Origin of the sequence: Mesoterricola silvestris, assembly GCF_030295405.1 — a bacterium.
GTDB classification, from domain to species: domain Bacteria; phylum Acidobacteriota; class Holophagae; order Holophagales; family Holophagaceae; genus Mesoterricola; species Mesoterricola silvestris.
Genome location: NZ_AP027080.1, coordinates 2,155,777 through 2,182,431, shown reverse-complemented (window position 1 = coordinate 2,182,431; position 26,655 = coordinate 2,155,777). Strand labels below are relative to the sequence as shown.

20 protein-coding genes are annotated in these 26,655 nt (G+C 65.3%); 9 read left to right on the top strand and 11 right to left on the bottom strand.

Annotated elements, in window-relative coordinates; all coding sequences use genetic code 11:
• Window positions 1-110: 110 nt before the first annotated feature.
• From R2J76_RS21560 to R2J76_RS09405, 4 genes are all read right to left on the bottom strand, one after another.
• Window positions 111-458, bottom strand: a complete 348-nt coding sequence (locus R2J76_RS21560; protein ID WP_394366830.1) for a DUF5991 domain-containing protein — start codon at window positions 456-458, stop codon at window positions 111-113.
• Between the two features lie 733 nt (window positions 459-1,191).
• A complete protein-coding gene (locus R2J76_RS09415) occupies window positions 1,192-1,671 on the bottom strand; it encodes a hypothetical protein (protein ID WP_316415590.1) in 480 nt (159 codons plus the stop codon).
• A gap of 1,029 nt (window positions 1,672-2,700) precedes the next feature.
• A complete protein-coding gene (locus R2J76_RS09410) occupies window positions 2,701-3,048 on the bottom strand; it encodes a hypothetical protein (RefSeq protein WP_316415589.1) in 348 nt (115 codons plus the stop codon).
• 245 nt (window positions 3,049-3,293) lie between these two features.
• The gene (locus R2J76_RS09405) at window positions 3,294-3,623 is read right to left on the bottom strand and encodes a hypothetical protein (protein ID WP_316415588.1); all 330 of its coding nucleotides are present in this window, start codon (window positions 3,621-3,623) and stop codon (window positions 3,294-3,296) included.
• Window positions 3,624-5,649: 2,026 nt separating this feature from the next.
• Here R2J76_RS09405 and R2J76_RS09400 point away from each other — a divergent pair.
• Window positions 5,650-6,654 carry an integron integrase gene (locus R2J76_RS09400; protein ID WP_316415891.1) on the top strand — a complete coding sequence of 335 codons (1,005 nt, stop codon included), beginning with the start codon at window positions 5,650-5,652 and terminating at the stop codon, window positions 6,652-6,654.
• A 421-nt stretch (window positions 6,655-7,075) separates the two neighbouring features.
• Here the strand turns inward: R2J76_RS09400 and R2J76_RS09395 are convergent, their stop codons facing one another.
• Entirely contained in the window at window positions 7,076-7,411 is a 336-nt protein-coding gene (locus R2J76_RS09395) for a hypothetical protein (protein WP_316415587.1), read from the bottom strand.
• A gap of 561 nt (window positions 7,412-7,972) precedes the next feature.
• Between R2J76_RS09395 and R2J76_RS09390 the strand changes: the two genes are divergently transcribed.
• Complete coding sequence (locus R2J76_RS09390) at window positions 7,973-10,111, top strand: GAF domain-containing hybrid sensor histidine kinase/response regulator (RefSeq protein ID WP_316415890.1); 2,139 nt, start codon at window positions 7,973-7,975, stop codon at window positions 10,109-10,111.
• On the opposite strand, the gene R2J76_RS09385 is transcribed toward R2J76_RS09390, so the two are convergent.
• The 4 genes from R2J76_RS09385 to R2J76_RS09370 are packed head-to-tail and all read right to left on the bottom strand — an operon-like array spanning window position 10,108 to window position 13,662.
• A complete protein-coding gene (locus R2J76_RS09385) occupies window positions 10,108-10,884 on the bottom strand; it encodes an exodeoxyribonuclease III (protein WP_316415586.1) in 777 nt (258 codons plus the stop codon). The genes R2J76_RS09390 and R2J76_RS09385 overlap by 4 nt on opposite strands.
• A complete protein-coding gene (locus tag R2J76_RS09380) occupies window positions 10,881-11,213 on the bottom strand; it encodes a hypothetical protein (protein WP_316415585.1) in 333 nt (110 codons plus the stop codon). Before R2J76_RS09380 ends, R2J76_RS09385 begins: the two co-directional genes overlap by 4 nt.
• 2 nt (window positions 11,214-11,215) lie before the next feature.
• Entirely contained in the window at window positions 11,216-13,189 is a 1,974-nt protein-coding gene (gene metG / locus R2J76_RS09375) for a methionine--tRNA ligase (RefSeq protein WP_316415584.1), read from the bottom strand.
• A gap of 5 nt (window positions 13,190-13,194) precedes the next feature.
• Window positions 13,195-13,662: a peptidylprolyl isomerase gene (locus R2J76_RS09370; RefSeq protein ID WP_316415583.1), complete on the bottom strand. Its 468-nt coding sequence runs from the start codon at window positions 13,660-13,662 to the stop codon at window positions 13,195-13,197.
• A gap of 81 nt (window positions 13,663-13,743) precedes the next feature.
• Here R2J76_RS09370 and R2J76_RS09365 point away from each other — a divergent pair, with 81 nt between their 5' ends.
• Together R2J76_RS09365 and R2J76_RS09360 are read left to right on the top strand one after the other, a co-directional pair.
• On the top strand, window positions 13,744-14,175 hold the full coding sequence (locus tag R2J76_RS09365) for a hypothetical protein (protein ID WP_316415582.1): 432 nt from the start codon (window positions 13,744-13,746) through the stop codon (window positions 14,173-14,175).
• Window positions 14,176-14,177: 2 nt separating this feature from the next.
• Window positions 14,178-15,146 (top strand): alpha/beta hydrolase, encoded by a 969-nt coding sequence (locus tag R2J76_RS09360; RefSeq protein WP_316415581.1) that lies wholly within the window; start codon window positions 14,178-14,180, stop codon window positions 15,144-15,146.
• On the opposite strand, the gene R2J76_RS09355 is transcribed toward R2J76_RS09360, so the two are convergent.
• Window positions 15,133-15,429 (bottom strand): HU family DNA-binding protein, encoded by a 297-nt coding sequence (locus R2J76_RS09355; protein ID WP_316415580.1) that lies wholly within the window; start codon window positions 15,427-15,429, stop codon window positions 15,133-15,135. The genes R2J76_RS09360 and R2J76_RS09355 overlap by 14 nt on opposite strands.
• Window positions 15,430-15,576: 147 nt before the next feature.
• Window positions 15,577-17,046, bottom strand: a complete 1,470-nt coding sequence (locus R2J76_RS09350) for a leucyl aminopeptidase (RefSeq protein WP_316415579.1) — start codon at window positions 17,044-17,046, stop codon at window positions 15,577-15,579.
• 198 nt (window positions 17,047-17,244) lie between these two features.
• On the opposite strand from R2J76_RS09350, the gene dnaG reads away from it, so the two are divergent.
• The 5 genes from dnaG (at window position 17,245) to R2J76_RS09325 (ending at window position 26,605) form a co-directional block, all read left to right on the top strand.
• Entirely contained in the window at window positions 17,245-18,972 is a 1,728-nt protein-coding gene (gene dnaG / locus R2J76_RS09345; protein WP_316415578.1) for a DNA primase, read from the top strand.
• Window positions 18,973-19,156: 184 nt separating this feature from the next.
• Window positions 19,157-20,869, top strand: a complete 1,713-nt coding sequence (rpoD, locus tag R2J76_RS09340) for an RNA polymerase sigma factor RpoD (protein WP_316415577.1) — start codon at window positions 19,157-19,159, stop codon at window positions 20,867-20,869.
• Between the two features lie 485 nt (window positions 20,870-21,354).
• The gene (locus tag R2J76_RS09335) at window positions 21,355-22,308 is read left to right on the top strand and encodes a serine/threonine protein kinase (protein WP_316415889.1); all 954 of its coding nucleotides are present in this window, start codon (window positions 21,355-21,357) and stop codon (window positions 22,306-22,308) included.
• Window positions 22,305-26,381 (top strand): translocation/assembly module TamB domain-containing protein, encoded by a 4,077-nt coding sequence (locus tag R2J76_RS09330; protein WP_316415576.1) that lies wholly within the window; start codon window positions 22,305-22,307, stop codon window positions 26,379-26,381. The genes R2J76_RS09335 and R2J76_RS09330 overlap by 4 nt, the downstream gene beginning before the upstream one ends.
• A complete protein-coding gene (locus R2J76_RS09325) occupies window positions 26,378-26,605 on the top strand; it encodes a MoaD/ThiS family protein (RefSeq protein WP_316415575.1) in 228 nt (75 codons plus the stop codon). Before R2J76_RS09330 ends, R2J76_RS09325 begins: the two co-directional genes overlap by 4 nt.
• Window positions 26,606-26,655 lie beyond the last annotated feature (50 nt).

Below are 26,655 nucleotides of genomic sequence, written 5' to 3'. Positions count from 1 at the left end.
CTCCAGCCTGACGGCGCGGTCGGCGGAGAATGGGAATGGAAGAATACGGAGCCTTGGTGGGAGCGAGGAAGGCTGGGGTCCGGGTCGAAGCGATGGTTAGGCAGACGCGGTTATTTTGCTGGCTTGAAGTAAGAACCTGGTTTGCAATTCTCATCAAAGGTAGGTTGCAAACTGGCCCAATGAGTGAGAATACGGCCCCGTTCTTTGCGGATTTCAAATAGGAGGTCTCCGGGTTTGAAAATTGGCAGGACATGTTCTTCTCGGTTTCGAAGGAAGAAGAATTTTAGCCCCTTCTCAGTGCCTAGCACGGAGGCAAGCACTCTACATAACACCATGTGCCCATCGATATCGATCTCGGCTCGAGGTTCGCCATCGACGAATAGGAGTCGAACCTCATATGCCACCATTACTGGTTGATTGGACAACCCCTTCCAAGTCTCCACGAATTCCCATTTCATTTTCCAGCCCATAAAGGATGGCGAACTTTGGGCTTGCGCCGAAAGGGAAACCAGCGGGATCAATAACAGATTATGCGTTTTCATTGCGGGAAGACGGGGTCGAAAGTGATAAGTGGTTCCATACGCTTGTTCCAAGGGTCCTATGTGATGCCTTACGCCGAAGTTGAGTCGGCCCCAACCTGGCGGCGCGAGTGGAGGAGAAGGGAGGTTGGAATGACGATACCACCAAGGGGAGAAGAGCAGGTTGGGGTCCGACCTCGAACGCTGGGTTAGGACCGGCGCGTGAATATTACCTCGTTGGGACGGCGCGGTGGGATAGGCGCTCAGTGGAAGCGCCCGGAGGTTGACATCGCTGATTGCCGATCGAGCTGCGGCTTGCCCTGGTGATGTAGCTCTGGGCTTTTCGCCCACTGAGGCCGGCGCGGGTAAGGCCGCCTACCGTGACCTTCGGGCGCGCAGCAGCATGGCGCGGCGCAATGCGGGGCCGTCGGGTTCAGCGCCCCCCTGCCCTAACGCTGACTGGGCTTGCGCTTGGGGATGCCTAACGCCGAAGTTGAGTCGGCCCCAACCTGGCGGCGCGAGTGGAGGAGAAGGGAGGTTGGAATGACGATACCACCAAGGGGAGAAGTGTAAGGTTGGGGTCCAACCTCGAACGCTGGGTTAGGACCGGCGCGTGAATATTACCTCGTTGGAATTGAGAGGTGGAACCGGCGCCGCGCACGTGGCGCCAGGATTAAGGAGCGGCCTTGGACGCGACTTTTGAGAAGAAGTATTGGAGGGAGAGTAGGTATACAAGGGAAGTCACTGCGCCGAAAACGAGTTGTGCGGGCCCAAAAGAGCGATAAAGATCTCGGCCGGGTTGACCAAGTGCGCCAACTACGAACCACGACAAAAGGACGTATGCAAAATATCCAGCTATGTAGACCCAGAAGTAGAGGACTGCTGTAAGTGAGAAGAACCTTGTGAAGAAGTCGTGGCCTTTCTCGCCTCCGTTCGAGCGGAAGGCAATTAGAAGGGACGCTAGGGACATACCTAATTGAAGGAGCACAAAAGGTAGCGCTGCGGGTGATGCCAAAGCCCCAAGGAAGCCCGGATGCCCAGCCAGGTTTTGGAACGAGATATTCAAGGCCATTAGAATGACTATCGGAACGGTTGGCACGCGCCCCGAACGCAGTTGGTCGACGAGGACGTTGGGATTAAGGATGGTGAGCATGTGAGATGCCTACTGATGTTTGGACGGCCTTTGATGATGGTGTCTTGGGATGCCTAACGCCCGGCTTGAACGGCCCCAAAGTGGCGGCGCGGTTGGCGGAGAAAGATGATGGAGTTTGAGAGACCTTGGCGGGATGAAGGCACTTTGGGGTCCGGGTCGAAGCGATGGTTAGGCAGACAAACGTTTGGTGATGAGACCCGAGACGCGGCGCGACGGGCCGATTCCGCTGGGTGGAACGACTGCGAGGGGAACGATGGGGAAAGGGTATCACCCTTCAGCGCGGCAAGGGCGAGAGGGCACAAAGGTGGTTCGTTTTCAATGATTATGATGATCGGCGTTTTGGCTTTGCCTCGTGCGAGGCCCCCGTGGCGCCTTCAGATCAGCTCTTTTGCCAGCAGCTAATGGTGAGTGGGATGTGGAGTTGTGCAATTGCTAGGAGCTCAGCTGGCGAGAACTCGAGGTTGCATTGCCTCGACCATACGACATCAATGGAAAGGTCGAACTCCTCTGCGCCGCAGCTGCGGAGCGCCTCCAGATGCGGAGAGGCTATGGCTAGAAGAGACATAAGCCTTGAATCATCTGTGACCTTGCCTGGGCAAGTAAGGGTTGCCGAGCCATATGGTGAGGGCTTGCCCTTGTAGCGACCGGTTGAACGAATTTCGCCGGGTTCAACACAGTGTTGGAAGCTCAGGCCAGAAAGCCTTGCGGCCTCTTTTGGGCTGAATTGCACGCCATGGATATGGAGGAGTGGAGTGAGGTCAATCATTTGGACGAGGGGGCCTAGGAATGCCTAACGCCGAAGTTGAGTCGGCCCCAACCTGGCGGCGCGGGTGGAGTAGAAGGGAGGTTGGAATGACGATACCACCAAGGGGAGAAGTGCAGGTTGGGGTCCGACCTCGAACGCTGGGTTAGGACCGGCGCGTGAATCGTACCTCGTTGGGACGGCGTGTTCGGGCCATGCACAGACCTTCGAAGGCCCCATGCCTGAGCAATCGACCTGAGCCGCAGGACCAATTGAACGATGAGCCGTCAGACAAATTGGAACAGCCCAGTGTCGCTGAAAGTATCGACGGCTCGGAGGCCCAAACTCAGTAAGATCCGCGAAATCAGCTGATCGGCCTCTTTGCCTCCATTCACATGGAAAACAAAGGAATCAAGGGATTCAACGCTACCAAGGTTCGCCTCTATGTAAAAAATACTGGGTTCGACCAGCTTAACCCACGAAGGGTCAGTGAGGTCAGCCGACGGGAAGGCCTTCCGAATCGCCTCGATGACCGTTGATCTGCTGGCTATGGGGCGGGGAACAAAATCATCTGGGATTTCGCTAAGATTACGGATGTTATCTGGCAGGTCTTGAACATAAATATCTCGGCCCATGCGATGCTTCATCCTTTGTTGTTGGGTGGTTGGTGATTCCTTACGCTGACTAATCGGGGGCTTGGTGAAGCCTAACGCAGAAGTTGAGTCGGCCCCAACCTGGCGGCGCGAGTGGAGGAGAAGGGAGGTTGGAATGACGATACCACCAAGGGGAGAAGTGCAGGTTGGGGTCCGACCTCGAACGCTGGGTTAGGACCGGCGCGTGAATATCACCTTGTTGGGACGGCGCATTTTGCGCAAATTCCCTATTTGATCGGAGTCCAGGTGGGTGCGTCGGAATCGGCTCCGTAGATTGTCCATATCATCGTGTAGGAGGGGTTCTCGATCGATGCCTGATTGGAGCGAAGTGTGTATATGCCAGGATCGGCCACCTTCATTGAACGGAAATCCGGGGGAACGGTAAAGGAAGACCCATCAGGCCTCGTGATTTCAATTCCATCTTCAGCAGAGACCGAGGTGATCGTGCCAAAGTCTTGGGACTTGCGAATCAAGTCACCGTCCGACGTTGCATGATTGAACCCTACAACGACCGTATGACCGATAATTTGTTTGGCAAATTCTTCGTTGAAGGCCATAACTCTCCAGAACTGCGTGACGAGGTTCCTAACGCACGGCTTGACCGGCCCCAAAGTGGCGGCGCGGCTGGCGGAGGAGGCTGATTGAGTTCGAGGGACCTTGGTGGGATGAAGGCACTTTGGGGTCCGCGTCGAAGCGATGGTTAGACAGATGGACGTTTGGTCATGAGATAGGAGACACGGCGCGATTGGGTGTCGCCACTGGGTGGAACAATTGAGGGGGTAACGATGGTGTGCGTAGTTAAGCACTATTCGCCCGGATTGATGTCTTCGATTTTTACAACGACTGGCAACTTGTTGACCTGCGAGAAGGACACTTCGTAGAAGGTTGAGATGCAGCCGACGCGAGCAGAGCGACGCTCTTCGAGCCATAGCCTAGAGTACTGCGGGAGGCGGCGTGAAAGGAGGAAGGACATGTGGGCGAATACCAGGAAGACGGGCCCTTTCCGAGAGGCAAGTGCATTGGAAATTTCCTGATGTGTGAAATGCCTACCCCTCTTGCTGCCAGGCTCGACTAAAACCAGGCCATTGGGAGAAACCCAGGAAGACAACTTTTTGATATCCCAATGGGGAGCGTTTTCTGGGACAAATTTGCGCTGAGATGGTTGAGTCGACTTAACCAGTTGAAAGAAAGCATCTTCTGGCTGGGGACTGGGCAGTGGGTTCGTTGCCTGCACTGCGCAAAGCCAAGTGCAATGGAGGATGACGGAAATGACGGATAGAGGGGTTGAAGTCATGGCATTCGCGACCTATCTGGAGAACGAACTTGGAGATTCCCTGAGCTTAATCGTTGCGCTGGGAGATGCCTAACGCTGACTGGGCTTGTGCTGGGAGATGCCTAACGCCGAAGTTGAGTCGGCCCCAACCTGGCGGCGCGAGTGGAGGAGAAAGGAGGTTGGAACGACGATACCACCAAGGGGAGAAGTGCAGGTTGGGGTCCGACCTCGAACGCTGGGTTAGGACCGGCGCGTGAATAATCCCTCGTTGGGACGGCGCGGTGGGATCAAGATTGTGCAAATTGCGAATTACCGGGATTGGTATAGCAATATATGCTGATGCACTTTTTCTTCTAAGGCCTGACATTGAATCATTCTCTCTTCCCCCAACAAAGGTGCACATGATTTCATGATATGAGATAAAAATTGAGAACAGTGTTCAAGAATTGGAATTAGATACTCTTTGGGGGGCCATTGTTTCTCATCCCCTGTCCTATCATTTCTGGAATATGTTAGGTGGGCTAGATCTTTATTGAATTTCTTTCGACACTTGTCGGAGATAGCAATTGTGATGGAGGGGAATTTGTAATCGGTAGAAAGAATATCATCTAATTCGCGGTTTTTGACCTTACTACGGGTGGTGTGCTCGAAGAAATCGAGTAAGACTCGGGCGTGGAGTAATTTTGCCTCAAGTAGGGCGTATGCCAACGGTGGATGGCTGTGGTCAATGTCTGATTCCATAAGTTGATAAATCTCATATAGAACGTGGTTTAGCCCATTAGCTAGATCTGATTGTGTTGGAGAATATCGGTGTGATGTCATCGAAGACTCCCAGCGCTGAGATATAGGTAGTGGGTGATGCCTAACCATAATTGGGCGTCGGACGGGGAATCGAACGCTGGCGTGTAAAGACCGGGGAAATTATTGGCCCGAACCGCCTGGGGTGAGTCGGTATTAACGCATTGGGTGGGCTTGGGCGCGTCGCTTCGGGAGGGCTGTTTTCTTCATTCTGCAACTGCTTGGATGCACATGCAAAAGGTTCTGGACGGATGGTGTCCCGGGATTGGGCGACCGCGGGGATGCCGCCTATTCCGGGGTGGATCCTGATTAGGCGACAGGCGCGGAGGCGGCCAATGGGTCCCGGGGAAGGAATTCAGGCGAACCGTCGAAGGTTCGGGACCTTCGCGGCAAGGCAGGTTTGCCGCCCTTGACAGGTTTGATTGGAGCCCTAAGTTTGGCGGAAATTTAACGAATCGAGGTCTACCATGCCCCCCCTGCCCTTCCCGTCCGAACCCAGCCCCGGCACCGGGATGCAGGGCCTGGCATCGGATGAGACCGATCGGCCGGGCCCGGCCGGGCCCCGCAGGCTGCTGGACCGGGTTCGGGAGGAAATCCGGGTCCGGCACTACAGCATCCGCACGGAGGATACGTATGTGGATTGGATCCGGCGGTTCATTCTGCATCACGGGAAGCGCCATCCCGCGAACATGGGAGCGGCGGAGGTGAAAGCCTTCCTGAGCCACCTCGCTTTGGAGCGTAAGGTGGCCTCCGCCACCCAGAACCAGGCGAAGGCCGCCCTCCTGTTCCTTTACAAGGCGGTGCTGGCCATGGACCTGCCCTGGCTGGAAGGAATCGTCCAGGCCAAGCCGGCCTGTCGCTTGCCGGTGGTCCTGACGCCGGGTGAGGTGCGCAGGATCCTGGAACCCATGACGGGGGTCCCCGCTCTCTTCTGCAGGCTGCTTTACGGAACGGGGATGCGCCTCCTGGAGGGCCTCCGCCTCCGGGTGAAGGATCTGGATTTCGAGCGGAGGGAGGTGATCGTACGCAATGGCAAGGGCGCCAAGGACCGGATCACCATGCTGCCCGGGGCCCTCCTGGAGCCGATGCGACAACATCTGACCCTTGTGCGGAATCTGCATTCGAGCGACCTGGAAAAGGGATTCGGGGCTGTTTATCTGCCCGATGCGCTGGCCGTCAAATTCCCATCCGCGGCAAAATCCTGGGGATGGCAGTGGGTGTTCCCGGCCCGGACCTGCTCCGTGGATCCGCGGTCCGGCCTGGAACGCAGGCACCATGTGCTGCCGGAAACCATCCAGCGGTCAATCAGGAAGGCGGCCATTGCGGCGGGGCTCCCCAAGCCTGTCACGCCCCATGTCCTCCGCCATAGCTTTGCCACCCACCTGTTGCAGGGCGGCTATGACATCCGCACGATTCAAGAGCTGCTCGGACACAAGGATGTGGAAACCACCATGATCTACACCCATGTCCTCAACCGGGGCGGGAGGGGCGTGGCCAGTCCGCTGGATGCCCTGTGATCGCAGGGGGCCGGCAACCTCGCCCTGGACTCCTTGGCCCCCAGGACGTTCCGCTCGTTTTTCGCTTTTTTCGATTTACACCCTTGACGGATGGCATACAAAAAGCGAAATTGGTCCTGTGGAAGGTTCAAGCACTCGACCATTTCGGGGGGGTCCAATGTCCAAGTCCTTTGGTTATAAGCTTCCTGGTTACTTCATGGAATATGGTCCCATCTGTGCGCCGAGCGAAGAAGCGGCGCGGATCGAAATCCGGCGGCGCCTGGGTGTGCGGCGGCTTCCCTGGGGGCTTCAGGTGTGGGATCTCAGTGGGCGGCCCCTGGCGCGGTGGAAGGTGGACCAGGCGTCCTGAGGAGCTTCATTTGCGGGTCATGGGGGTCCGGGGGTGCCGGGTCCATGGGTGGTGCCCCGGGTCAGCGGGGAATTATGAATCTCTTCGGTCTTTGCCTCGGCTGAGGAAGCGGTCGCGGTCCTCGGCGAGGTGCAGGACCAGGATCTGTGCGAACTCCCGCAGGGCACCCACCAGGACCGGGTCGGCGTGGCTGTGGATGAGGGTGGTGAGGGCCTTCTGAATGACCGCGGGGGGGCCCTTCCCTTCCGCGAGGTCCTGGATCCGGGCCTGGATGGCCTCGGCGCACTGCTGGGCCAAGGACTGGGTTTCGGGGGGGAGGGCCCGGGTGCGGGCGCCGAGGGAGGTCTTGGCCGCCTGGAGGGCCCGGGTGAGACTCTGGCGGGTAAGGTGACGGGACGGGGTGGGCATGGGGTCATCAGTGGGGCGATGGGGACGGCGTCGCAGACGGCAGGGGAGGCGATGAAAGTATCCATCCCCGCAACGGGCATACCAGGTAAAAACAGGCTTATTTCAATTCCTACAAATTTCTGGGAACTGGACGGGGGGACGAGGCACCTTACATGAGCGTGAATCCTGACATGGTCCTAACCGGAGGCTTGGATGTCCCTGTCCTCGTTGTCTTCCTGCGTGCTTTCGCCCCATCTGGTGGTGTACTGCGATGAGGAGATCGTCAGCCCCCGCCTCAAGCGGTTCGGGGTGCTGATTCCCTTCCGGCCGGGGGAGAAACGGCCGCCGGGAGAAGCGGTGCCCCGGGGGATCCGGAAGACGGAACCGTTCCGGTGTGGGACGTAAACTTTTCATAAAAAATATCTGGACACCTCCATTCCGGTGCTTGAGCCTTGAATAAGGCAAACACTTTGGGACGGATTTTTCATGGTCTTGCAACGCCAGCATGGCAAAGGAATGCCCCAAGGGGGGGAAGCGGGAGCTTCCGGGACGGAGGGGGATCTGCAGGCGGGCTTGGACTTCGTGTGGCGGAGCACCTTCGATGCGGTGCCGGATCTGCTGGCGGTGCTGGACGAGAACCGGAACCTGCTCCAGGTGAACAAGGCCCTGCTCAACCGGCTGGGGCCGGGGGGGGAGGCGCTGCTGGGGCGGCCCTGCCACGAGGTCTTCCACCGGTCGGGGCAGCCGGTGGAGAACTGTCCGCTGCACGCGACCCAGGTGGACGGGCAGCCCCACGATGCGGAGGTGCGGGTGGAGGGCCTGGGCGGGGACTACCAGGTGCGCACCTCGCCCATCTTCGATGCCCAGGGGCGCCTGCGGGGGACGGTGCACCTGGCCCGGGACATCTCGGACCGGCGGCTCCGGGAGCGGGGCATGCAGCAGCTGAACCGGGTGGTGCAGGCCCTGAGCCGAAGCAGCCAGGCCATGGCCCGGGCCCAGGACGAGGCGGGCTACCTGGGCGAGGTGTGCCGCATCGTGGTGGAGGACTGCGGGTGCTTCCTGGCGTGGATCGGGTACAAGATGCACGATCCGGCACAGTCCATCCGGCCCATGGCCTGGGCTGGATTCGAGGACGGCTACCTTTCGACCCTCAACCTCACCTGGGCCGACACGGAACGGGGCCGCGGGCCCACGGGGCTGGCCATGCGCTCGGGCCGGCCCCATCTCTGCCGGAACATGGACACGGACCCCGATTTCGAACCCTGGCGCCAGGAGGCCCGGGCCCGGGGCTACGCGTCCTCCCTGGCCCTGCCCCTCATGGACGGGGCGGAGGTCTTCGGGGTGCTGACGGTGTATTCGGCGGAATCGGAAGCCTTCACGGAGGCCCAGGTGCGGGTGCTGGGGGAACTGGCCGATGACCTGGCCCACGGCATCCTCAACCTCCGGCTGCGGGAATCGGAGCGGCGCGCCCAGGAGGCCCTGAGGGAGAGCACGGAGGATCTCAAGCGCCTGAACGACGAGCTGGAGCTGCGGGTGCAGGAGCGCACCGCGGACCTGGTGAGGGCCAACGAGGCCCTCACGGCCCGGATCCTGGACCGGGACCGGGCCCTGGAGGCGCTGCGGGAGAGCGAGGAACGGCTGCGCCACGCCCAGAAGATGGAGGCCATCGGCACCCTGGCCGGGGGCGTGGCCCACGACTTCAACAACCTGCTCCAGGTCATCAACGGGTACGCGGAGATGGCCCTGGAGCGCCTGATCCTGGACCACCCCCTGCGCATCCACCTGGAGACGATCCAGAGGGCGGGGCTCAAGGGCGCCGCCCTCACGCGCCAGCTGCTGGCCTTCAGCCGCAAGCAGGTGCTGGCCCCGGAAATCCTCGATCTCAACATCCTCTTCCGGGAAATGGAGACGTTCTTCCAGCGCGTGGTGAAGGAGGACATCCGGCTGGTGTTCGATCTGGATCCCGGGATGGGGCCGGTGAAGGCGGACCACGGGCAGCTGGAGCAGGTGATCATGAACCTGGTGGTCAACGCCCGGGACGCCATGCCCAAGGGGGGCACGCTGACCCTGAGGACCGGACGCCGGGAGGGCTTCGCCACCTTCTCGGTGGCCGACACCGGGGAGGGCATGACGCCCCAGGTGCTGGGACGGATCTTCGAGCCGTTCTACACCACGAAGGCCGTGGGCAAGGGCACCGGCCTGGGCCTGAGCACGGCCCTGGGCATCGTGGAGCAGAGCGGCGGCTTCCTGGAGGTGGCCTCGGCGCCCGGCCTGGGCACGACGTTCACCGTGAGCCTGCCCCTGGCCACGGAGCTTGCGGCCAAGGCCGAGCTTGTCCCGGAACCGGAACCCGGGACGGGAACGGAGACCATCCTGCTGGTGGAGGACGACGAGAGCGTCCTCCAGCTCACCGCGCACCACCTGAGGGCCGCGGGGTACCGCGTCCTGGAGGCGGCGGATCCCGCGGTGGCCCTGGAGCTGCTGCACGTCTTCGGGGACCCGGTCCACCTCCTGCTCACTGACGTGGTGATGCCGGGCATGGGGGGCCGGGAGCTGGCCCAGGCGGTGAAGTGCCTGCGGCCCGGGATCCGGGTGGTCTTCATGTCGGGCTACCCGGACGCGCTGGTGGGGCCGGACGAGGTCTGGACGGAGAGCATCCTGATCTCCAAGCCCTTCGACCGCGCCAAGCTGCTCTCCATGGTGCGCAACGCCCTGGACTAGTCCAGGTCGATGCTGATGGGGCAGTGGTCCGACCCCAGCACGTCGGCGTGGATCCGGGCGTCCTTCACCCGCGGGGCGAGGGCCCGGCTCACCAGGAAGTTGTCGATGCGCCACCCGACGTTCTTCTCCCGGGCGCCGCCCCTGGCGGTCCACCAGGTGTAGAGGCCGGGCACGCCGGGGTTGCGCTCGCGCAGGATGTCCACCATGCCCTCCTTCAGGTAGAGGCGGAAATCCTCCCGCTCCTCGTCCGTGAAGCCGGGGTTGGTGCGGTTGTCCTTGGGGCGGGCCAGGTCGATCTCCTCGGGGGCGACGTTCATGTCGCCGGTGAGGATGACCTTCTCGCCCTTGGCGTGGCGGGCGCGGATGACGGCGGCGAGGTCCTTGGCGAACTGGCGCTTGAAGTCCAGGCGCACCAGGCCCGCGGAGGCGTTGGGGAAGTAGCCGGCGATGAAGGTGAGGTCGCCGCGGTTGCTGACGACGATGCGGCCCTCCTGGTCGAAGATCTCCACGCCCAGGCCCTTGCCGTGGGTGAAGCCCAGGTCCTTCTTGGTGAGGGTGGCGCTGCCGGCATAGCCCTTCTTGCTGGTGGAGGGGAACCAGGCCACGTCGAAGGCGCACTCCAGGTCCCGGCGCACGCCCAGGTCCACCTGGTCCCAGTCGGCGCGGATCTCCTGGAGGGAGAGGACGTCGGGATCGGCCTTCTCCAGCCAGTCCATGAAGCCGTTCTTGAGCACGGCGCGGAAGCCGTTGACGTTCCAGCTGAAGAATTTCACGGCAGCTCCTTCACAATGCGGTCCAGCAACCGGTCCGTGCGCCAGCGCATCCATCCCAGGAGCAGGAAGGCCCCCCAGCCCCGGAGCCTTCCGTCCAGGCGGAGATGGGTGCCCTGCTCGTGGAATTCGGCGCGCAGCGTGCCTTCCTCCACCGCGCCCAGGGCGTGGTGCTGCCAGCGGAGGGTGATGCCCTCGCCCGCGACTTCGGGGGCGTGGAGCCCGGGACAGGCCCGGAGGCAGGGAAGCCCCGCCTGGAGCCGGTCGCGCACGAGGGTCAGGGGAGCATCCGTGAGGACCTCCTCCTGGAATCGGAATACGGGTGTCTTCATGTCTATCGGACGACGTAACCCGGGCGGGCGTCGTCGGGGGGCGCGACGAGGTAGGGCTTGGAATTGTTGTCGCTGGCCGCCAGGAGCATGCCGTGGCTCTCGATGCCCATGAGGGCGCGGGGGGCGAGGTTGGCCACCACCACCACCTTGCGGCCCACCAGATCCTCGGGGCTGTAGGCGGCGGCGATGCCGCCCAGGATGGTGCGCTTCTCGAAGCCCAGGTCCACGGTCATCTTGATGAGCTTCTTGCTCTTGGGAACGGCCTCGGCGGTGAGCACGAGGCCCACCCGCAGGTCGGTGAGGGCGAAGGTGTCGTAGTCCACCACGTCCTTGAGGGCGGGCACCTCCAGGGGCGCCTCCACCACGGGGGCGGCGGGAGCGGGGTCGGACCCCGCGAGTTCGGTCATCACTGTCTCCTTGTCGATGCGTTGGAAGAGCGGCTCGGGGGCGAGGGCGGGCCCGGGCGCGGGCGCGTCGTACGCGAAATCCGGGAACCGCTGGGAGGCCACGGAACCGGCCTGGCCCAGGCAGGTCCAGAGGGTCTGGGCCATGGCGGGCATCACGGGGGCCACCAGCACGGCGGTGGCGCGCAGGGCCCGGTACAGCGTGCAGAGCACGGCGTCCAGCTTGTCCTTGTTGGCGTCGTCCTTGGCCAGCTTCCAGGGCTCGGCCTTGACGATGTAGCCGTCCAGCTGGCGCAGGTAGGCCCAGAGGCCCTCCAGGGCGCCGTGGAAATCGTTGGCCTCGGCCTTCTCCAGGTAGGCGGCGGCGGCGAGGCGCCCGGCTTCCAGGGCCTCCCGGTCCTGGTCGTCCAGCACGGCGGGCTCGGGAACGACGCCGTTGCGGTACCGCTGGAGCATGCTGAGGGTGCGCGAGGCCAGGTTGCCCAGGCCGTTGGCGAGGTCGGCGTTGAGACGGTCCATGAAGCCCTCGAAGGAGAAGCTGCGGTCGAGGCCCACGGTCATCTCGCGCATGAAGAAGAAGCGCACCGCGTCCACGCCGAAGGTGAGGAGCTCGTCGGGGCGCACGACGTTGCCCTTGGACTTGGACATCTTGTCCTCGCCCATGAGCCACCATCCGTGGGCCAGGATGGTGCGGGGGAGCATCGCGCGGATGCGCGCGGGCAGTTCGCCCTGGAGGTCGTCGCCCTCCTGGCGGTACATGGCCATGAGGAAGGCGGGCCAGTAGATGGCGTGGAAGCGCAGGATGTCCTTGCCCACCAGCTGGAAGGTGGGGGGCCAGAAGCCTTCCCGGCACGCGGAGAGGTAGTTGAGCAGGGCGTCGAACCACACGTACACCACGTGCTTCTCGTCCCCGGGCACCGGGATGCCCCAGGTGATGCTGGTGCGGCTGATGCTCAGGTCCTCGAGGTGGCCCCGGGCGCCGCCCGGGGCCACGAACTGCTTGACCTCGTTCAGGCGGAATTCGGGCCGCACGAACTCGGGGTGCTTCTCGTACAGCTGGATGAGCCAGTTCTCGTAGGCGGAGAGGCGGAAGAAGTAGCTCTCCTCCCTGAGCTCCACCAGCTGGTGGGCCAGGCCCTGGGCCTGGAGCTCCTTGGCCTGGGTCTCGGTGACGTAGGCCTCGTCGCTCACGGAATAGAGGCCGACGTAGGTGTCCTTGAAGATGTCGCCCGAGGCCAGGAGCTGCTGGAACTTGGCCTGGACCGTGGCCTTGTGCTGGGCGTGGGTGGTGCGCACGAAGTGGTCGTTGGTGAGCTCCATGCGCTTCCAGAGGTTCTCGAAGTTGGGCACCACCTCGTCGGCCAGGGCCTTGGGGGTGATGCCCCGGGCGGCCGCGGCCTTCTCGATCTTCTGGCCATGCTCGTCGGTGCCGGTGAGGAAGTACACCTCCTCCCCCATCATCCGCCGGTGCCGGGCCATCACATCCGCCAGGACGGTGGTGTACGTGTGGCCGATGTGGGGCCGGTCGTTCACGTAGTAGATGGGGGTGGTGATGTAGCAGCGTTCCGACACGTTTCCTACTCCTCGGTGACTTCGGCCTTGACGATGCGGTCGTTGGCCCTGATGGCCTGGACGACCTGGATGTCCTCGGCGCTCACGCACTTGCCGAAGACGGTGTGGACGCCGTCCAGGTGGCGGACGTTGGAGGCGTCGCCGTTGACGATGAAGAACTGGCTGCCGCCGGTGTCCTTGCCGGCGTGGGCCATGGAGAGGGCGCCCAGCTCGTGCTTGTGGGGGTTGCCCGCGGTCTCGCACTTGATCCTCCAGCCCGGGCCGCCGGTGCCCGGGGCGCCGCCGGCGCCCTCGCGGGTGTTGGGGCAGCCCCCCTGGATGACGAATGAGGGGATCACGCGGTGGAAGGCCAGGCCGTCATAGAAGCCCTCCTTGGACAGCTTGACGAAGTTGGCCACGGTGCCCGGGGCTTCCTTCGGGAACAGCTCCAGATTGATGTCGCCCTTGCTGGTGGTCAGTTTAACGCGGGTCATGGTCGCTCCTCGGGTCAAACAACCAGCATAGCTTGTGGCGGCGCGGGTTCAAAATAGGTAGTCTCAAGGCTGGAGGTTTCCATGATGGGATTCCCGAGCAGAGCGGCCCTCGCGGGCTGCGTGATCCTCGCGGCGGGCCTGGCTTGCGGCAAGCCCAAGGCCATCAAGCCGAGCAAGCCCGTTCCCGCGGGAACCGTCCTGCTCCAGTTCACCAAGAAGGTCGACGGCCCCGTGGACCTGACCATCGACGGCATCCGCATCCCGGTGCAGCAGACCAGCAAGAAGTGCAAGCGGCTGACCATCACCGGCCTGGCCGCGGGCAAGCACCACCTGGTGCTCCTCAGCGCCCTGGACGCCTTCGGGCCCGACCAGATCGACATCGAGGTCACGCCCGGCCAGGGCGTCTTCCAGGTGCTCTTCTCCCAGCAGTTCAAGGCGGTCCTCTACGGGAAGCCGGAACCCACCCCCCAGGCCGAAGGCATTCCCGGCGTGGTGGCGCGGCTGGAATCTTGAGGGTGCTGAAGTCCCCGGCCCGGTTCATCCTGGGGCCGGCGTTCCTGGCCCTGGCGGTCCTGGGCGTCTTCGTGGTTTCCAGGGCCCGTTCCGTGGCCCGCGAACTCACGGACCCGCCCTTCTACCACCCCCAGCCCCGGGAGCGGGTGGATGCCACCTACAGGGACCTGGCCCGGGGCGGCGCCGGCGACCCCGGCGGCGCCTGGGAGACCTTCCAGGCCGGGCCCCGGGAGGTGTGGTTCCTGCGGCGCGCGCAGCCCTCCAGGGGCGTCGTGCTCATGCTCCACGGCTTCGGCGACGACCGCTGGGGCACCAGCCCCGCCCTGCGCATGTTCCCGGACCTGGACGCGGCGATCTTCACGTACCTGGGCCGGGACGACGCCATGCGCGCCGGGGGCCCCGTGCCGCCGGTGACCCTGGGCGCCCGGGAATCCCGGGAGGTGGCCATGGTGGTGCACGCCCTGGAGGCCCGGGGCTATCCCCGCGGCCGCATCCTCCTGCTGGGACGCAGCCTGGGCGCCAGCGTGGGCCTGCTGGCCCTGGCCCAGCTGGAAAAGGAGGGCCGGGGCCCCCTGGGCGGCATCATCTGGGAGGGCGCCCCCGCCAGCAGCCGGGACTTCGCCGAGCGGCTCGTGCGCGGCCCCGAGGACCGCTTCTGGCACCGGTTCCTGGCCCCGGCCATCGGGAGCCTTGGCAGCGCCTGGGCCGCGGCCCGGGGCGGCTATGCCCGGGACGAGACGGACCTGAGGCGGCGCATCGACGGCATGCGCCTGGGCACGCCCAGCCTCTGCTTCATCGCCTCCCAGGACCGCCTGGCCCCGCCCGCGGTGCAGCGCTGGGTGGCTTCGCGCTTCGTGGAGAACAGGACCGTGGAGGTGCCCACCTGGCACCTCCACTGTTCCGAGATATTGGGCAGCCGCTACGGGGACGAGGTCCGCGACGCGGCCCGCGCGTGGCTCATTCGTCGATGAGGCGGCTGCGCAGTTCCTTGCCGAGCTTGAAGTAGACCACCCGCTTGGGGGGGACATGGATGGACTGGCCGCTGCGGGGGTTCCGGCCCTGGCGCGCCTTGCGGTCGCGGAGGCGGAAGGAACCGAAGCCGCGCAGCTCGACGCCCTCGCCGCGGTGGAGCGACTCCACGATGCTGTCGAGGAAGGAATTGACCATGAGGTCGGCGTCCTTCTTGGCCATCTCGAGGTTCTCGATGAGATGTTTGGAGAGGTCCGCCTTGGTGAGGGTTTCCATCGTTTCCATGAATGTCTCCGGGCACGCGGATGGGGGTACGTGTCACCAATAAGATCCTCTGATCCCGGAATACGTCAATAGCACAAATGCCGAGGCATAAAAAAACCGGGAGGCTTGGATCCCCCCGATTTTTTTATATGAGCGATAAATTACTGATTAGCCCAGGATCCAGTCCAGGAGCCAGCGCGGGCCTTCGCCCGTGGCGCCGTGGGGACGGAAGTCCCGCTCGGAGGAGGACCAGTTGCCCGAAAGGTCCACGTGGGCCCAGGAGGCGGAGGAGACGAACTCGGAAAGGAAGAGGCCGGCGGTGATGGACCCGCCCCACTTGGTGCCGGAGATGTTCTTCACGTCGGCGACCTTGCTGCGCAGGGCCTCCTTGTACTCCTCCACCAGGGGCAGCTGCCAGAGGTACTCGCCGGTGCGGGAGCCCGCGTCCAGGAGGCGCTCCACCAGCTTCTGGTCGGTGCCCATGACGCCGGAGACGCCGTCGCCCAGGGCCACGACGCAGGCGCCGGTGAGGGTGGCCAGGTCCACGATGTGGTCGGCGTCCATGCCCGAGGCGTAGTCCAGCAGGTCGGCCAGCACCAGGCGGCCCTCGGCGTCCGTGTTCAGGACCTCGATGGTCTTGCCGCTGCGGGCGCGGATGACGTCGCCGGGCTTGTAGCTGGTGCCCGAGGGCATGTTCTCCACCAGGCCCATGAGGCCGGTGACCTGGATGGGGGCCTCCATCTGGGCGCAGGCCACGAGGGTGGCCAGCACGATGGCGGCGCCGGTCATATCGTCCTTCATGGTCTCCATGCCGCCGGCGTCCTTGAGGGAGAGGCCGCCCGAATCGAAGGTGACGCCCTTGCCCACCAGGACGATGTGGCGCTTGGCCTTCTCCTTGGGCTTGTACTCGAGCTTCACGACGCGGGCGGGGCGGGCCGAACCCTTGGCCACGGCCAGCACGGCGTTGAAGTTGCCCTTGGCCAGCTCGTCGGGGCCCAGGATCTCGATGCCCAGCTTGTGGGCCTTGGCCAGCTTCTGGGCCTCGGCGGCGAAGGACTCGGGGTGCAGGTCGGAGGCGGGGGTGTTGGCCAGGTCCCGCACGCGGTGGCAGGCGCCCACGCCGGCCTCGATCTGGGGGAGGCGGCGCCGGGCCTTGCGGGTGTCGTCGCCGTTGGTGAAGACATCCAGGCTCTCGAAGCGCTTGGGCTCGGGCTTGCCCTTGAAGGCGGCGAAATCGTAGTCGGCCAGGAGGGCGCCTTCCAGCACCGCCACCTGCACCTCGTCGTGGTCCAGGGAGGAGGTGGAGGGGCTCACGATGCCCACGCGCTTCCAGCCCTTCTTGAGGGCGTTGCGGGCCGCAGTTCCCACCGCCTTGCGGATTTTGTTATGGGTAACGGCCTCTTCTTCCCCGAGTCCGACGAGAAGCATCCAGCGGCAATCTTTCACTCCATTGGGGTGGTGGAGCGGCACAACTTCAAGATAGTCCGCCTTGAAATCGCTCTCGTCCATGACCTGCCGCGCGACCTTGGAGATGGCGAGAGGCAACCTATGGCGCTCGCGGCCGGAAAACACCGGGACGATCAGGACATCGCCCGAGAAGTCCTTGCCCGTCTGGGAACTGATATCGATGTTAGGCATAGCGCTCCTTGATGGATACATGGCCCATACTAATACGGAACCCTTCGGGGGAAATTCTTTTTTTGGTCATTTATTGGCACGGGGCCCTTGAATCGCTAGCGTGCCTTTTTTGAAATCGCCATCACCGCCCTTGCCTCCGGCGGGGTTCTCAAGCAGTCTGGATGGCGGGGAAACCGGGAAATGCGGGACAGGGAACTTGTGCAACGCATCAAGGACGCGACGGACTTGGTGGCGCTGGTGGGACAGGCCGTCAAACTGAGGCGCCAGGGTTCGGCCTGGGTGGGGCTCTGCCCCTTCCACAGCGAACGCAGCCCCAGCTTCCAGGTGGTGGCCGACCGGGGCTTCTACCACTGCTTCGGATGCGGTAAGCACGGTGATGCCTTCACTTGGATCATGGAGCGGGAGGGCCTGCCCTTCCCGGAGGCCCTGGAGCAGCTCGCTAGGTCGGCCGGCATCGACCTGCCCCGGCAGCGGGAGCGGCCCGCGGCCGAACTGGACCTGGAGGCCCGGCTCCGCCTGGCCCTGGAGACCGCCCAGGCCTTCTACCAGCGCAAGCTGGCCGAATCCCCCAAGGCCATGGACTACCTGCGGGGCCGGGGCATGACCCCCGCCTTCATCCAGGAGGCGGGCCTGGGCTGCGCCCCGGACGCCTGGGAGGCCCTGGTCACCCACCTGAAGGCCCAGGGCTTCTCCCTGGAGCTGCTGGAGCAGACCGGGCTGGTTTCCCGCAGCGAAAGGGGAAGCTTCCTGGACTTCCTCCGGGACCGGTTGGTCATTCCCATCCTCGATGCCCGGGGCAAGGTCATCGCCTTCGGGGGCCGGGCCTTCGGCGACGCCAAGCCGAAGTACCTGAACACCCGGGAAACCTCCCTCTTCCAGAAGGGGTCGGTGCTCTTCGGGTTCCACCGGGCCAAGGGGCAGCTCAGGGACGGCGCCCTGGTGGTGGAGGGGTACTTCGATGTGCTCCAGCTCCACCAGCAGGGCATCCACCAGGCGGTTGCGCCCCTGGGCACCGCCCTCACGGAGGGCCACCTGCAGCTGGTGGGGCGGTTCACCAAGCGCCTCATCCTCTGCTTCGACGGGGACGCCGCGGGCCTGCGGGCCATGGAGAAGAGCCTCAAGCTGGCCCTGCCCCTGGGCTTCGACGTGCGCCTCCTGCTCCTGCCCCAGGGCGAGGACCCGGACACCTGGTGCATGACCCTGGGGGCCGACGCCTTCCGGGAGCTCATGGGCAGGGCCCCGGACTGGACCAATTTCATCATCAACCGCGCCCTGGAGGGCAAGGACCTGCGGCGCACCGCGGAGCGCATGGAGGCCCTGCGGGAGCTGGCGGGGTTCCTGGCCTACCTGCCCCACACCCCCGAGCAGCGGGAGCTGTTCGCGAGCCTGGCCCACGAGCTGAAGATCCCCCTGGAGGAGCTGGACAAGGCCATCAAGGCCCGGGCCCAGGCCCCCCACCAACCCGAGGCGGCGGTGGCCGCCCCGGTGGTGGCCGAGGTGGACGACCTCCTGAGGCCCCTCCTGCTCCTTTCCCGGGACCCGGCCTTCCTGGCCCGGCTGGGCTCGGCCCCCCCGGCCTGGTGGGAGTCCCTCACGGGGGCGCCCCTCCTCCAGTGCCTGCTGGACGCCGCCGGGGACGAATCCCAGATCCCCCCCGAGGCCCTGGCCCAGCTCCGGCACATCGAGGCCCGGTGGAGCGTGAAGGACGACGCCGAGCTCCTGCCGGACCAGGTGTTCCTGAAGCTGGAAATGGCCTTCGTGGAGCGGGAAAAGCAGGCCCTGAGCCGGCAGATGCAGGACCCCGCCGTGATGGTGGATCCGGAGCTGTCCCGGCGCCTGGCCCTCACCGTGAACGAACTGCTCCAGCGCGGGGCCCGGCTGGGCAAGGAGCTGACGAGCCTGAGAAGGAAATCCTTCTCGCGGTAAACATTTCTCTCCATTCGCGCATCTAATTTGTAATTCCCCCTTGCCAGGGGGCGTTGATTTCCTATACTGAGTAATTCTAGGTGCCTTGTCACGATGGGTGAACTTTGCCCTCGATTCGGTGCCGAGACTCCAATACGCGACAGACACCTTGGATCCCGTGATCCCGTGGTTCTTTGAGGTATTAATGGTCCCAAACCCGGCCCGTGAAAGCTACTACCAGCTCACGAAAGCACTCATCTCCCTGGGTAGGACCCGCGGATACGTCCTGGTGGACGAGCTCAACTCGTTCCTCCCGGGCTCCGCCTCCTCCCCCATGGACCTCGAAAACCTGATGGGCATGTTCGCCAAGCTGGCCATCGGCGTGGGCGCCACCGAGGCCGAGGCCCTCATGGCCCGGGAGCAGTCCGAGGCGGAGAACGTCTTCGTGGACGCGCCGCCCAAGCTGGACAAGGACCTGGAAATCGACATCGACGGGCCCGACGGCGACAAGTTCAACGACCCGGTCCGCATGTACCTCAAGGAAATGGGCACGGTCCCCCTCCTCAAGCGCGAGGACGAGGTGGAGATCGCCAAGCGCATCGAAGTGGGCGTGCGCAGCGTCATGAGGGCCCTGTCCCGGTCCCGCCTGGCCTCGAGCCTCCTCATCGACATCGGCCGGATGCTCAAGGAGAACCCCGGCAAGATCCGGGAAGTGGTGGGCCTCTCCGACGAGGTGGACGAGGACGAGGACGCCGAGAACACCTCGGCCACCCAGCACGTGCACCACCAGTTCGAGAAGCTCCTGGTGTACGAGCAGGCCCTGCAGGAGCTCCTGGAGCTCAAGGCCAGCGGCAAGGTCCTGCCCAAGAAGCGCCACCTGGACCGGGAGATCCTCATGGCCCGGGGCCGCGTGAGCCGGCAGATCCGGCGCCTGGGCCTCAACAGCCTGGCCGTGACCCGCCTCATCGACAAGATCACCCACCACCACATCCAGGTGATGAACGGGGAGCGCAAGCTCCGGGAGCTCAAGGACCGGCTCAAGAACCCCGCCTTCGCCAAGATGAAGGAGCGCTACACCAACGACATCGCCCACATCGAGGCGGAGATGGTGCGTTTCTTCGCCAAGTTCGAGACGGTCAGCGACCAGTTCCACGCGGACTACAACACCCTCAAGCAGGCCGAAAGCATCAGCCGCGCCGCCAAGGCCGAGCTCATCGAGGCCAACCTGCGGCTCGTGGTGTCCATCGCCAAGCGGTACACCAACCGCGGCCTCCAGTTCCTGGACCTCATCCAGGAGGGGAACATCGGCCTCATGAAGGCCGTGGACAAGTTCGAGTACAGCCGCGGCTTCAAGTTCTCCACCTATGCCACCTGGTGGATCCGGCAGGCCATCACCCGCGCCATCGCGGACCAGGCCCGCACCATCCGCATCCCGGTGCACATGATCGAGACCATCAACAAGCTCATCCGCACCCAGCGCGAGCTGGTGCAGAAGCTGGGCCGGGAGCCCTCCAGCGAGGAGATCGCCCACGCCATGGACATGCCCGTGGGCAAGGTCCGCAAGGTGATGAAGATCGCCCAGGAGCCCATCAGCCTGGAAACCCCCATCGGCGAGGAGGAGGATTCCCACCTGGGGGACTTCATCGAGGACAAGGGCGTCGTCTCCCCCGTGGAGCAGGTCGTCAGCCAGCGCCTGAAGGAGACCGTGAACCAGGTCCTCCAGACCCTCACGGAACGCGAGGAGAAGGTCCTGCGCATGCGCTTCGGCGTGGGCGACGAGGCCTCCGAGCACACCCTGGAGGAGGTCGGCAGCGAATTCGCCGTCACCCGCGAGCGCATCCGCCAGATCGAGTCCAAGGCCCTCCGCAAGATCCGCCACCCCCGCTACTCCAAGACCCTCAAGGCCTTCCTGGGCTAACCGGATCCCGCCCCGGCCTTCCCCGCCGGGGGCCGCGATCCCCTCCGGAGAGGTCCCCCGGAACCCCCCGACCCACCAGGGTCCCACCCCGATGCCCCGACCCATCGGTAGCGCGAGCAGCAAGCATGCTGCTCGCGCTTGCCGTTGTCCATTTCCCATAGCGGTCGGGGCCCAGGGTAGCCCTCCCCCACGTCGCCCCCACCCCATCCCCGACCCGCGCCCGCCAGGGCAGCGCGAGCAGCATGCTTGCTGCTCGCGCTACCGCTGGGTCGGCGCAAACAACCGGAACCCCGGTGGGCCGGAACCATCCCGGAACCTCCCCCTCCCCTCGGCCCCCGGCAGGACAGCCCTGGACCATCCGGCCCCCAAGGCGCCGAGCCCCACCCCCCCACACCCCGCCCTCCCTTTTTTTTTGACCAGTTGACTTCCCGGTCCACCTACATGACGCTCATTCCAGAGGCAAAACCGTGCTTTCCAAAGACCAGATGCTGGGGAAATACCAGATACTCGACCGCCTGGGCGCGGGCGGGTTTGGAACTGTTTACCTTGCTCAGGATAGGCTCCTGAATCGCAAGGTGGCGCTGAAGGTGCCCCACCATCAGACGGACGACCAGAACATGCTTCTGGAATCGCAGATCATGGTCCAGCTCAAGCACCCCAACATCGTCGATCTCATCACGGCGGAAAAGAAGGACGGGCTGTTCTTCATGGTGATGGAATACATCGACGGGGAGAGCCTGGACAAGGTGATCCGGCGGGAGCGCACCCTCCTGCCCTCCCGGGCCCTGGAGATCGCCACGGACGTTTGTTCGGCCATCGGCTTTGCCCACGCGCACCAGGTGATCCACCGGGACCTGCGCCCGGCCAATATCCTCATCACCCGGGACGGGGTGGCCAAGGTCACGGACTTCGGCACCAGCCGCATCCTGGAGCTGCAGAAGGAGGAATTCGCCCGGACCCGCATCGGTTCGCCGCCCTACATGTCCCCCGAGCACTTCCGCGGCCGGGCGGTGTTCCAGAGCGATCTGTGGAGCCTGGGCATCACCATCTACGAGATGCTCACGGGCACCGTGCCCTTCTACGACGCGGACCCCGTGAAGATCGCCCAGGCCTTCACCAGCACGCCCATCGTGCCCCCCCACCTTCGCAACCCCCAGGTGCCCAAGGCCCTCAGCGAGGCGGTGATGAAGGCCCTGGCCATCAATCTGGGGGACCGGTACCTGTCGGCCCAGAAATTCCTGGAAGCCCTCCGTCCGCTGCGGGAAGGGGTGGCCCGGGAGACCCGGCCCGTGGGCACGGCGGTGCTCGCGGCGCACCTGGCCACGCCCGGCCACGCCCCGCGCAGCCCGGTGGTGACCCATGCGCGCCTCTGCAGGTTCTGCTATAAACCCTTGTCAAGGACGGCCACCACCTGCCCTGCCTGCGGCGAGAAGAATTGACCCCTGAAGATGCCCCCCCCTCCCTGCTGAAGCGGACCTGGTCCCGCAGGTGGGTGCGCCGGCTGACCTACCTCCTGGCCACGGGCGCGGTGGTGGCGGGGGCCCTGGCCTGGGCCGTGCAGCAGCCCTACGTGGACGCCTGGATCGTGGCGAAGGTGGACGAGGCCTTGCGCAAGGAGACGGGTCTCGGATTCCAGGCGGAGCGGCTGGAGATCCACCCCTTCCAGGGCCGGCTCGTGCTCCACCGCTTTTCCGTGGGGGGCGACCTGTTCCAGGCGCCGCTCCTGGAGGTTCAGATCGACCTCTACACCTTCCTGCGCACCCACCACTTCAAGCGGATCCTCCTCCAGAGCCCCCGCATCGTGGTGGACGCCAAGCGCCTTTCCGCCATCCACCTGGCCGAACACGACCCCAACGCCCCGAGCCCCACCTGGCGCATCGACCGGGTGGAGGTGCTGGACGGCCTGGCCCGGGTGGACGAACCCGCCTGGGGCCTGCGCCGGGGGGTCTTCGCCTTCAAGGTGGACGGCCGGGGCCGGCTGCCCCAGCAGGTGTGGCTCGACGTGCGCCTCCCCCGGGCCGAGTTCGGGGAGGAGCCGGACCGCGCCCTGGGCGACGCCTCCCTCAAGTTCCGCCTCACGGACAAGGGCGTGGACACCGTCAACGTGCGCGCGCACCTGGGGGACAGCTCCCTGGCGGTGCTGGGCGCCTACGAGTTCAAGACCCGGGCCGTGAAGGCCGAGGCCACCGGGGGGATCAACCTGGGGGAGGCCCTGCGCTACCTGCCCGGAAAACCCGCCCCCGCCGCGGGCTTTCTGGACTTCAAGGGCAAGGTCCAGGGTCCCGCCGCCAACCCGGTGTGGAGCCTGTCGGTGGACGGCCGCCAGATCCAGGCCAAGGGCACGCCCTTCCACCCCGGAACCCTCCACGCCAACGCCTCCGGCAATCCGGGGCGCATCCGCGTGGAGCGCATCGCCTGGGACTCGGCCGACGGCAGGCTCAGCGGCGAGGGTAGCTGGACCCGCCAGGACGGCACCTCCCTGGAGCTCACCGCCGAGGGCGTGTCCCTTTCCCCCGCGGCCACCTACGCGCGGTCCGAGCTCCTCAGGGGACTCACCGCGCGCTTCCGGGGCACGGCCTCCATGGCCACGCCTCCCTGGCAGGTGCCCGACCTGGAGAAGCTGACCTTCACGGGCAGCGGCCAGTTCACCAAGGACGGCCAGCAGGTGGGATCCATGGAGCTCTCCCTCGCGGGCGGCGCCTTCCGGGCCACGTCCCTGGACCTGCAACTGCCCGGGGCCGGATTCCGGGGCAGCGCCACCGCCCAGCTGCACCGCCGGGGCCTCTCCCGCATCGACGCCGAGGGCGAGGTGCGCACCGACGCCGCGGACGTGGCAAGGGCCCTCACCGCCTGGAAGGTCACGGAGCTGGACATGTCGGGTCCCGTCGACGCCCGCGCCACCTTCCAGTGGGATCCCCGGGACGGGATCCACCTGGAGGGCAAGGTGGCGGTGGACGGCCCCCGCTGGCACGGGGCGCACGCGGACCGCGTCTCCGCCGACGTGACCCTCTCGGACAGCGAGATCCGCATCACGGGCATCGAGCTGGAGAAGGGCGCGGGCCACGGCTACGGCGACATCTGGATCAGCTGGGCCAAGGGCGCCCCGGACGCCGAAGGCATCGACATGTGCTTTCGGGCCTTCCGCCTCCCGGTGGAGGAGGGCCTGCGGGCCGCGGACCAGGGCGACCTGCCCATCACGGGCATCGGGAGCGGCTGGGCGCGCCTCCACGGGCCCCTGGGCGCCATCGTCATGGAAGGGCAGGCCGTGGCGGAGGACGGCGTGGTCTACGGCCTCAAGGTGCCCGCCGCCTCCGCGAACTTCGACATGGACATCAATTCGGTGCGCCTGCGCACCACCGGCGTGCGGGTCGCCGACAGCCTCGATCACCTGGAGGGCGCCCCGGGCTCCCTGGACCTGCGGGGCTCCATGGACATGGACGCCCGCCGGGAGCGGTGGCAGGTGGAGGTGAAGGGCGAGGCGGACACCGCCGTCCTGGGCCTGAAGGGCCCCCGGATCCGCGGCCAGGTGGCGGGCCTCCTTTCCGGGCCGCTCACCGCGCCCCTGGGGCCATCCCAGGCGCCGGAAGGGACCTTCACCCTCGCCGGAGGCCGCGTGGACCTGGAAGGGCGGAGCCTGGAGGGCATCGAGGCCGGCCTGACCTTCCGGGACGGCCACCTGGAAGCCCGCGCGGGCCTGGCCGGCAAGGCCGTGCCGGTGATGACCTTCCACGGCCTCCAGGTGGGCGCCGGCAGGCTTTCCGGGGACCTGGGGGTCCACCTGGGGCCCGATTCCGCCGACACCGCGGGGGTCTCCACGCGGCTCTCCGAGGGTTTCCTCAAGGACCTGAGCCTGGACTACCATGGCCGGGGGGACTGGACCGCCGCCGGGTTCCAGTGGCAGGGCGAACTGCGGAACTTCCTGGGCAGCTTCCAGGGTTTCGAGCTGGTCCAAAGCCGGCCGGGCACCTTCAAGGGCGACCTCGGCGGCATGGAAATCTCCCTGCAGGCCCAGGGGCGCACCACCCCCGTCGCGGGCAAACCCCAGCTGGCCACCACCACCATGAGCCTGGGGGGATGGCTGCCCTTCCAGCCCGAAGGCAAATTGGACCTGCGGCTGGAGGGAGCCGCCGAGCTCGCCAACCTCAAGGCCATCCTGGACCACACCCTGAACCCCGGCCAGTACAGCCTCCTGGCCGACCTGCGGCCGGAAGGCAGCGCGACCTTCAACCTGGACCTGGTGGGCAAGCCCGCGGAGCCGGCCCTGGAAGGGCGCCTCGACCTGCACGGCGGCAGGCTCTCGGCGCGCACCTACCCCCAGAGCATCGAGAACGTGGATTTCTCGGCCTTCTTCCACGGCCGGGACATCACCATCCCCCAGGCCACGCCCCTGAAGGGGACCATGGCCCAGGGCGCCCTCACGGCCTGGGGACGGATCACCTGGGGGTTCCGGGGCCTCACGGACTACGACCTGGGGGCGACCCTGGAGGACTTCCAGTTCCGGGACCTGCCCGAAGGCTTCGAGATCCAGGGCGGCTTCAACGGCACGCTGCGGGGCAACGACAGGGACGGGGGCCTCCTGAAGGGCTCCATCCGCGCCAAGAACATGCTCTACCAGACCGACTTCAACATCACCGACATCCTCCTGGCCACCACCATGGGGGGCTCGGGCCTCCTCACGTCCCTGGACCCCTCCGATCCCCTGGCCCGCATCGACCTGGACCTGGATCTCCACATGGCCCGGCCCTGGGAGTTCGACACCAACTACCTCAAGCTCCAGGGGCGGCCCGCCGGGAGCTTCAAGATCATGGGCACCCTGGCCCACCCCGGCATCAAGGGCCGCATGGACCTCCTGCCCGGGGGCCGCCTCACCAACCTGGTGGCCGCGGGCGACCTGGTCCTGGAGCGGGGCTCCGTGGAATTCACGGATCCGGCCGTGATCAACCCGGTGGTGGACCTCCACGGCCGCATCGAAGTGGACCCCTACCTGGTCAACCTGGACATCAGCGGCACCCTCGACGCCATCAGCGTGCACCCCTCCTCCACCCCCGCCCTGCGACCCGACGAGATCCTCACGATCCTCGTGGACCCGGGCGCGGTGAACAAGGTGGGCGGCTCCCTGGGGTCGTCGTCCACCCAGTCCTCGGTGAGCACCGGCATCCTCAGCCAGGGCGCGGGGCTGCTCTCCTCCCTCATGCTGGCCAACACCCTGGAGCGCCTGCGCAAGACCCTCACCCTGGACCGGGTGAATTTCTCGCTCCTGGGCGGCCCCAACCTGAGCCTCACGCTGGAGAAGAGCTTCCAGATCTTCGGACGGCGCACGCCCCTGATCTACAGCTACAAGCAGGAAGGGACGCAGTCCACCATCGGCGGCAACGTGGAATGGCGCTTCGGGAACCTGGTCCTCACCCTCGGCGCGCGCCAGGTCACCGGCGCCTCCCAGACCCCCGGGGACACCACCGTCCAGGGCGTGCAGCCCTCCGGTGAAATCCGCTACACATGGACGCCCAAATGATCCACATCCAAGCCTTCGCACGGTACCGGGAACGCCTGGGCTTCCAGGCCCGGGATTTCCCCCTGCCCTCCCCGCCCACCCTGGAGGCGCTCCTGGCCGACGAGGCCCTGGCGGAGCTGCCGGCGGACGCGCTTTTCGCGGTGAACCGCACCTTCGCGGAACGCTCCGCTGTGCTGGCGGACGGCGACGAGGTGGCCCTCTTCCCCCCGGTGAGCGGGGGCTGAGGCCCGCCTTTTTCGCTTCAAATCGGGGTCCCTCGCAATACTATGGAGGT

Coding starts and splice junctions, on each gene's coding strand:
- R2J76_RS21560 (WP_394366830.1), bottom strand. CDS start 458: ATGAAATGGGAATTCGTGGAGACTTGGAAGGGGTTGTCCAATCAACCA.
- R2J76_RS09415 (WP_316415590.1), bottom strand. CDS start 1,671: ATGCTCACCATCCTTAATCCCAACGTCCTCGTCGACCAACTGCGTTCG.
- R2J76_RS09410 (WP_316415589.1), bottom strand. CDS start 3,048: ATGGGCCGAGATATTTATGTTCAAGACCTGCCAGATAACATCCGTAAT.
- R2J76_RS09405 (WP_316415588.1), bottom strand. CDS start 3,623: ATGGCCTTCAACGAAGAATTTGCCAAACAAATTATCGGTCATACGGTC.
- R2J76_RS09400 (WP_316415891.1), top strand. CDS start 5,650: ATGCAGGGCCTGGCATCGGATGAGACCGATCGGCCGGGCCCGGCCGGG.
- R2J76_RS09395 (WP_316415587.1), bottom strand. CDS start 7,411: ATGCCCACCCCGTCCCGTCACCTTACCCGCCAGAGTCTCACCCGGGCC.
- R2J76_RS09380 (WP_316415585.1), bottom strand. CDS start 11,213: ATGAAGACACCCGTATTCCGATTCCAGGAGGAGGTCCTCACGGATGCT.
- R2J76_RS09370 (WP_316415583.1), bottom strand. CDS start 13,662: ATGACCCGCGTTAAACTGACCACCAGCAAGGGCGACATCAATCTGGAG.
- R2J76_RS09365 (WP_316415582.1), top strand. CDS start 13,744: ATGATGGGATTCCCGAGCAGAGCGGCCCTCGCGGGCTGCGTGATCCTC.
- R2J76_RS09355 (WP_316415580.1), bottom strand. CDS start 15,429: ATGGAAACGATGGAAACCCTCACCAAGGCGGACCTCTCCAAACATCTC.
- R2J76_RS09350 (WP_316415579.1), bottom strand. CDS start 17,046: ATGCCTAACATCGATATCAGTTCCCAGACGGGCAAGGACTTCTCGGGC.
- rpoD (WP_316415577.1), top strand. CDS start 19,157: ATGGTCCCAAACCCGGCCCGTGAAAGCTACTACCAGCTCACGAAAGCA.
- R2J76_RS09335 (WP_316415889.1), top strand. CDS start 21,355: ATGCTGGGGAAATACCAGATACTCGACCGCCTGGGCGCGGGCGGGTTT.
- R2J76_RS09325 (WP_316415575.1), top strand. CDS start 26,378: ATGATCCACATCCAAGCCTTCGCACGGTACCGGGAACGCCTGGGCTTC.